A 7,741-nucleotide genomic window follows, 5' to 3' on the forward strand; every position below is an offset into this window, starting at 1 on the left:
GATTCGTCACCGGGGCGGCCCCGGTCGGGTGTCAGGCCGGCCCTGCCCGCCGGGCCGGCCTGACGTGTGGGGGCGGTCAGGGCGGGGTGACGTCGAGGTAGTCGACGTTGGGGCCGCCGCCGTCGGTGGTGGCGGTGGCGCGGACGGTGTTCGCGCCGGCCGTCAGCGGGAGGGTGAACGTCGCGTTCGCCCACGTGGTCCAGGCGCCGGTGCCGGGGAAGCCCAGGGTCAGCGTGGTGTCTCCGGTGGTGATCGTCATCGGGCGGTCGGCGGTGGTGCCGTTGGCGTGGCGGAGGGTGAGGGTGGCGGTCCCGGCCGCGGTCGCGTTCACCGTGAACTCGACGTACGAGCCCGTCACGTTCGTGTAGTTGACGAAGCCGGTGCCGGAGAAGCCGGCGTGGTTGGAGTCGACGGTGCCCTGGGAGATCGTCGCGCCCTCCGCCTCGTACCGCTGGACGTTCGGCCGGGCGCGGATGAGACGGGTCTCGCCGGGGCGGAGGGTGGCGCTGTAGGAGGAGGTCACGGTGCCCTCCGAGGCGCCCGACCACAGGTTCGTGACCGCGGCCGGGCCGGTGAAGCCGGCCTGTGACCAGGTGACGCTCACCGTGGAGTTGCCCGACGTGCCGGTGTTGTAGAGGGCGATGACGTAGTCACCGTTCGCCTCCCGCTTGCGCCACACCTGGTTGACGCCGCTGTTGACGATCCGCTGCGCGGCCACGCCGTCCTGGTTGACGGCGATGAGCCGGTCGTTGCGCAGGATCGCCAGGTCCACGGAGGTGAGCGCGGTCAGGTCGGTGCCGAGCAGCAGCGGGGAGGCGGCCATCGCCCAGTGCGTCATGTGCGAGCGGCGCTGGTCGGCGGTGAGCCCGACCTGGTCGCCGTTGCCGATCTGCAGCGAGTCGTAGTCGTTCCACCCGCCGGGGCCGGCGTACTGCTGCCACGACGCGGCCGAGTTGAACCGGCTCACCACGTGCGCCCAGTCCGTCAGCGGGAAGCCGCTGCCGTTCGGTCCCGGGCCGCAGTAGCACTCGACGTCGCCCTGGGTGCGCCAGCTGTTGGCCAGCCGGCGCCAGGTGGCGGCCTGGGCGATCGGCAGGTTGTTGGACAGCGCGAAGTTGATCGGCCGGCCCGTCTGGCGCAGCGCCCGGTCCCACGCCTCCACGTCGGCGACCGTGGTCGCGTCCACGCCGTCGATCTTGAGGTAGTCCACGCCCCAGGACGCCATCTGGTTCGCCCACGAGTTGATGAACGCCTGCGTGCCCGGGTGCGCGTGGTCGAGCCGGTACATGTTCTTGCAGTTGTAGTTCTTGTGCGTCTGGGTCGTGTCGGCGATGTCCTGCGCGTGGTACGACGTCCCCTCGATCGGGCGGTTGGCCGTCACGGCGTTCCTGGCGATGCCGGGCGTGACGTAGAACCCGAACTTCAGCCCCTTGGCGTGCACGTAGTCGGCCAGTGCCTTGATCCCGGACGGGAACTTGGCCGTGTCCACCGCCCACCGGCCGAAGGAGTCGACGACGAACCCGTTGGCGTCGCACTTCTGGAAGAAGTCGTCGAGGTTGACGTGGACGTAGCCCTTGGCGGCCAGGCCGCTGCTGACCAGCGCGTCCGCCTGCGCCCTCATCTTGGCCTCGTCGGGCCAGCGGCGGACGAAGCTCCAACTGCTCCAGCCCATCGCGGGCCGGATCGACAGCCCGTTGTCCGAGAAGGAGACCGTGGGGTCGGCGGAGACGGCGGAGTCGGCGGAGACGGCCGCCGGCACGGTCAGGCAGGTGCACGCGAGCAGCAGGGCCGCCAGAACGGCTCTCATGAGAGGCCTCCCGTCGTGACGTCGAGGTAGTCGAGGTTCGGGTTGCCACCCGCGGTCGTGGCGGTCACCCGCAAGGTGGTGGAGCCGGCGGTGAGCGGGACGGTGAAGGTGTCGGTGGCCCAGGTGGTCCAGGCGCCGGTGCCCGGGTAGTCGCGGGTCTGGGCGGCGCCGCCGTTCACGGTGACGGCCGCGGGGCGGCCGGTGGTGGTGCCGTTGGCGTACCGCAACGTGACGGTCGCGGTTCCCGCCGCCGTCGCCGGGATGGTCCACTCCACGTACGATCCGGCGACGTTGTCACCGTTGACGAAGCCGGCCCCGGAGAACCCGGCGTGGTTGGACTCGACCGCGCCCTGCGAGATCGTCGCGTCCTCGGCCTCGAGGCGGGTGCCCGCGCCGCCGCCGCCGGCGTACCGGCCGCCGACCCACGCCTCCTCCACCCGCAGCCGGGCGACGCCGTGGCTGCTGGTCTTCTCCAGGCGCACGTGCCTGGCGGTGGTGGCGGGCACGTCGATGATCTGCACGCCGCGGTGGTTGGGCAGGTTTCCCGTCTTGATCGGGCTGCCCCAGTCGCTGCCGTCGTCGCTGACGTAGACGCGGTAGCCGTTGACGCGGGCCGAGTTCGACGCCGGGTAGGTGGTGGAGTCCTCGCGCTGGTTGAGGCCGATGAAGCGGATCGGCCGGGCCGAGCCGAGGTCGAAGCGGAGCGACACCGTGCCGGCCGACGTGGCGTCCCAGTAGGTGAGGTGGTCGCCGTCACCGGCGTGCGCGGCGGGGTGACCGCTCGCGGACGCGGAGGCGGACAGGGTGACGCCCGTGTAGGCGCCTTCGCGGCCGGCCGAGACGACCTTGAACACGGTGTCGTACGGGTCCCACGACGAGATCCCGGTCAGCGTCAGCGTGCCGCCGGCCTGGGTGAAGGTCACCGGCGCGCCGGTGCGCAGGTTGGTCACCGAGGTGATCCGGTGGCCGTTGTCCCGCAGCGACAGCGTGCCGCCGGAGGGCGGCGTGATCACGTGGACGTAGTGCCGGTTCGGGTCGTTCTTGGCGATGGTGGTCACGCCGTGGGCGCCGTTGTTCCAGAAGCCCGGTTTGAGGCCGCCGTACATGTAGCCGCCGCCCTCCGTGCCGATGAGGGACTCGCCGATCGCGCCGAGGTAGCCGTTCGCGAAGGTGTTGAACGCCTCCTGCGCGGGCGGCATGCGCCCGGCCTTCATCGGTGTCTCGGCCATCAGCGCCTTGATGGACGAGCCCGCGTTGGTGATCAGCCGGCCGAGGGTCAGCTTGCGGTCGACGGCCTGGTCGGAGCCGCCGTACCACCAGGGGCCGCTGGTGGGGAGCTTGAAGTCGGCCTCGATGAGCCGGGGCGCCGCCGTGTAGACCGCCTGCGGGTAGTCGTAGTTCGGCGTCATCCCCGTCTTCTGCTCGTTGCTGATCATGTCCATCTCGGGGGTGTCTTCGTTGTTGTTGCTGAGCGTCATGTCGGGACGCTCCTGGTGGATCTTGGCGTAGAGGTCGTTGCGCTCCCAGTAGGCGTTGTCGTTGTCGATCCAGAACCCGGCCAGCTTCGGGTAGCGCCGCATCTGCTCGAAGAACTGCAGGTAGCTGAACTCGCCGAAGCCGTCGCGGGTGTGCAGGTCGACGTCGTGGCCGACGTAGTCGGAGAAGGCGTCGGAGTCGAGCCACGACTGGCCGGAGCCGAGCCCCTCGTTCCACCACTGCGGGTCGTCGGTCATGTAGTGGATGACCTTCAGGCCCTGCGCGTCGGCGGCCTCGATGAGCTCGCCGAGCAGGTCCCTGCCGGTGCGGCAGGAGCCGGGGACGGCCGACGGGTAGGGCCGGGCGTAGCCGAGGCGGCTGTGGAAGGTGGCCAGCACGATGTACTGGACGTGCAGTTTCCTGGCCTCGTCGACCCAGTAGGCCGGGTTCCAGCCGCCGCTGGTGACGGCGTTCTCCCAGGCGCCGCAGCCGGTGTGCGCGGGCGAGGTGCGCATGCCCCAGTGCAGGAACAGCCCTCCGAGGGAGGCGCGCAGGAACGCCTGGCGGGGGTGCTGCAGGTCGGCCCGCGCGGGGGCGGCGACCAGCAGGCCGAGGACGAGCATGAGTGCGGCGAGCAGGGCGGTGCGGGGCGCACGGGACATGTGCGGCCTCCTCTTAGGAGCCGGTGACGGCGAGGGGGACGGCGGGCAAGCCGCCGGAGGGGCCGTCGGAGGGGGTGAACGCCGGGTCGCTGGACAGGGCCACCCGGTCCAGGCGGGCGCCGTCCTCGCGGTAGGCGAAGGCGACGGTGTGGCTGCCCGCGCCGAGGGTGTAGGTGACAGGGAGTTGCGCCCAGTGCCAGCTCGTGCCGAGCGGGATGCCGTTCCAGTTGGTCCAGGTGCCGCCGTCGGAGCGGACCCAGAAGGAGTCGTCGCCGTCGTTGGCGGCGATCACCCTGGCCCACACCCTGAACGTGCCCGGCCGGGGAAGGGCGAAGGACAGGGTGGCGTGGCCGGTGGCGGGCGCGGACGACTTGCTGTCGTTGCCGGGGGCAACGCTGACGTAGGAGCCGCCGGACGCGGCCGGGTCGGCCAGGGTCCGCATCGGCTCCGTGACCGCGCCCGACTCGGCCTCGCCGTACAGGGTGACGGGGTCGCCGGGGGTCGGCGTGGAGTTGGTGGCCCGCACGCGCAGCGCGCCGCCGGAGGTGTTCGCGCCGGTCACGGTGTAGCCGGTGACGCCGCTGACGCCCACGTCGTACGCGCTGCCGGAGCCGCGCTGGGCGCTCACGTCGAGCCGGACGTCCGAGCCGTCGTCCACGATGAACGCCGGCCGGTTGTCGTTGTCGTCGAAGCGCACGGCCGAGCCGTTGCCGACGGTCAGGCCCCGCACGTGGCGGGCCCAGATGCCGAAGGCCGGGCGGGTGCCGTAGTCGCGCGGCGGATACGTCGTCAGGAACTCGCCCGGCACGCGGTCGGCGTCGGAGGCGGGATGGTCGCCGGGGACGGTCAGCCGGACGTTGTCGAGCGTGATGCCGGGGCCGATGTCGACCGCGGGCGTGCCGGTGATGGTGCTGGTGAGTTCGGGCCCGCCGGTGGTGCCCGACGGTTCGGGCGCGGTCAGGTCGGTGCCGGTGACGTTGGTGAGGTGGATGTCCCTGATCCGGCCGGCGGGTGGTGAGCCGGGGCAGCGGCGGCGTTCGCCGATCTTCATGAAGATGGGCGTCGTGGTCCTGGTCAGCGAGATGTTCGTGTAGTGGACGTCCTCGATGATCGCGCCGTCCATGGACACCATGCCGATCCCGGCCTTGCCGCCGCCCAGCACGGTGATGTCGTCGAAGCGGATGTCGCGGAAGCTCCCGCAGGTCTCCGAGCCGAACTGCAGGGCGTTGTTCTCGTGGGAGTAGACCGTGGTGTTCCTGACCCGGATGTTCTGGCTGGTGTAGGTGTGGCCGAGGGCGTAGTCGCTCTTCAGCGCGATGGCGTCGTCGCTGGATTCGATGCGGCTGTTCTGGAGGGTGACGTTCCAGCTGTTGATCAGGTTGATGCCGTCGCGGACGCCGTTCTCGGCGTAGTAGGTCCGCAGGTCGTCGATCAGGACGTCGTGGCAGCCGTTGAGCAGGGCCATGAAGTGGCCGCCACGGCGGATGGAGATGCCGGTGATGCTGACGTCGGCGCACTCGGTGAGTGCGATGGCCTTGTTCGCGGCGCCGGACGGCGGCGAGTTGCTGGTGGACAGGTTGCCGTCGCCGTCGATGGTGCCCGATCCGGCGAAGTGCACGTTGCTGACGCCGCGGCCGACGAACAGCGAGTTGTTGAAGTGGCTGTGGCCGAAGTCCTGGTAGTCGTCGTACGCGTTGGACTCGGGGGTGTCCATGCCGCTGCTCGCGGCCCGTACCGTGGCGCCGGCGTCGAGCCGGATCGTGACGTTGCTCTTGAGGTGGATGGTGCGGGCGCGGTAGGTGCCCGAGGGGAAGACGACGATGCCGCCGTTCGCCGCGCTGGCCGCGTTGATGGCCCGGTCGATGGCGTCGTCGTCGTTGGTGGAGCCGTTGCCGGTGGCGCCGTGGTCGCGGACGTTGAACTCCGCCGCCCGCGCGGCGAGCGCGGCCGTCGGCACGGCGGCGGCGGGTGCGGCGAGGGTCAGCGCGAACGCCCAGGCGGCGAGACGGGCGGCTGAACGGGCGGCTGAACGGGCGGCTGAACGGGCGGCGGTCATGGCTGGACCTCCACGTAGTCGAGGTTGGGCAGGCCGCCCGCGGTGGTGGCGGTGAGCCGGACCGTGTTGCGGCCCGCGACGGTCGGGACGGCCCGGACGGCCGAGACCCACGTGGTCCAGGCGCCGCTGCCGGGTGCGCTCTGGATCCCGGCCGAGCCGCCGTTGACGATCACGTCGAAGGGGCGGTCGGCCGTGGTGCCGTTGGCGTAGCGGACCAGGAGCGAGCGCGATCCGGCCGACGGCCGGTCGAAGGCGAACTCGACGTACGCGCCCGCCACGTTGTCGCTGTTGACGAACCCCGTGCCGGAGTGGCCCGCGTGGTTGGACTCCACGGCGCCCTGGGAGATCGTGGCGTCCTCGGCCTCGTAGCGGATCCCGGTCGAGGGCTGGGTGGAGATGTCCCGGCCGTTGTGGAACACGTTGGTCAGCCGGAGATCATCAACATAGGTGGCGGTATTTCCGGCATTGGTCATGCCGGTGAAGGTGCTGTTGGTGATCGTCACGTTCTGGATGTGCCTGGCGCTCCGGCCGTCGATCGCGTACGCCGAGCGCCCGCCCGCGATGGTCATGCCGTCGACGGTGAAGTTCCGGACCGTCGGCGGGATGTTGCCTGACGTTTCGTAGTTCATGGTGATGTAGAGGGCGTCGCGCTCGAGGTTGCGGCCGGTGATGCGGCGCAGGTGCACGTCCTCGACGTAGCCGCCGCGGTTGAAGCTCGTCTTGACGTACAGGGCGTACTTGACGGGGTAGCGGCCGGGGAAGTCGGCCGCGTTGCACACGCAGTCCTCGGCGAACACCTTCCTGACGCCGCCCGACATCTCCGATCCGACGGTGACGCCGCCCCAGCGGCCGGAGAACCTGCAGTCGCGGACCACGATGTTCTGGGACGGCCGGTTCACCCTCCTGCCGTCCCGGTCCCGGCCGGACTTGATGGGAACGCAGTCGTCGTTGGTGTCGAACCTGCAGCCGGTGATGAGCACGTCGGTGCAGGAATCGGGGTTGCAGCCGTCGCCCTGGGAGTTGGTGCTGTAGAAGGTGACGTTCCTGACCGTGACGTTCTGGCAGTAGACCGGGTGCAGGGTCCACATGGCGGGGTTACGCAGGTTGACGCCCTCGACCAGGATGTTCGCGCAGCCGTACAGGCCGATCATGTTGGGCCGCAGCCGGTGCCCGGCCCCGAACTGGCGCTGCTCGACCGGGTGGTCGGCCGCGCCCCACTCGCGGAGCTGGTCGCGGTCGTCTCCCCCGCCGCCCCAGGACGACCAGTCGCCCGCCGGGGCGTTGCCGTCGATGGTCCCCGTGCCGGTGATCGCGAGGTTCGTCCTGCCGTTGGCGTAGATGAAGGGCGAGTAGTTGTAGCACTCGATGCCCTCCCATCGGGTGAACACGGCCGGCAGGTAGGAGCCCGGGTCGGTGCGGAACCGGATGGTGCCGGTCACGTGCAGGTTCACGTTCGACAGCAGGTGGATCTTGCCGGTGCGGAACGTGCCCGCCGGCACCAGCACCCGGCCGCCGCCGGCGGCGTTGCAGGCGGCGATCGCGTCGCGGAACGCGGCGGTGCAGTCGGTGCTGTTGTTCCCGACGGCGCCGTGATCGGTGATGTCGAACGTGCGGTCGGGGAACACCGGCGGGACGATCCTGGCCAGGATCGACGGCACCTCGTCCCAGGGCGAGGCCGCGGCCGTGCCCGTGGAGGGGGAGAGGCCGCCGCCGGCCGCCGCCGGTTCGTCCGGGACGGCC

Annotated in this window: 4 protein-coding genes; all 4 read right to left on the reverse strand. The window is 70.9% G+C overall.

From position 1 onward, the window contains the following. Window positions 1-76: 76 nt before the first annotated feature. Window positions 77-1,807, reverse strand: a complete 1,731-nt coding sequence (locus AB0I15_RS60475) for an alpha-galactosidase (RefSeq protein ID WP_358118387.1) — start codon at window positions 1,805-1,807, stop codon at window positions 77-79. Next, complete coding sequence (locus AB0I15_RS60480; RefSeq protein ID WP_358118388.1) at window positions 1,804-3,945, reverse strand: discoidin domain-containing protein; 2,142 nt, start codon at window positions 3,943-3,945, stop codon at window positions 1,804-1,806. The genes AB0I15_RS60475 and AB0I15_RS60480 overlap by 4 nt, the downstream gene beginning before the upstream one ends. Before the next feature lie 13 nt (window positions 3,946-3,958). After that, entirely contained in the window at window positions 3,959-6,001 is a 2,043-nt protein-coding gene (locus AB0I15_RS60485) for a glycosyl hydrolase family 28 protein (protein ID WP_358118389.1), read from the reverse strand. Next, window positions 5,998-7,741 (reverse strand): glycosyl hydrolase family 28 protein (locus AB0I15_RS60490; RefSeq protein WP_358118390.1); only part of this gene is annotated, 1,744 nt, incomplete at its 5' end. The genes AB0I15_RS60490 and AB0I15_RS60485, both read right to left, overlap by 4 nt.

Origin of the sequence: Nonomuraea sp. NPDC050643 (genome assembly GCF_040654715.1) — a bacterium.
GTDB lineage: Bacteria > Actinomycetota > Actinomycetes > Streptosporangiales > Streptosporangiaceae > Nonomuraea.

What these genes read in the sequence shown, in the direction of transcription:
- AB0I15_RS60475 (WP_358118387.1), bottom strand. Translation starts at nt 1,807, where the DNA reads ATGAGAGCCGTTCTGGCGGCCCTGCTGCTCGCGTGCACCTGCCTGACC.
- AB0I15_RS60485 (WP_358118389.1), bottom strand. Translation starts at nt 6,001, where the DNA reads ATGACCGCCGCCCGTTCAGCCGCCCGTTCAGCCGCCCGTTCAGCCGCC.
- AB0I15_RS60480 (WP_358118388.1), bottom strand. Translation starts at nt 3,945, where the DNA reads ATGTCCCGTGCGCCCCGCACCGCCCTGCTCGCCGCACTCATGCTCGTC.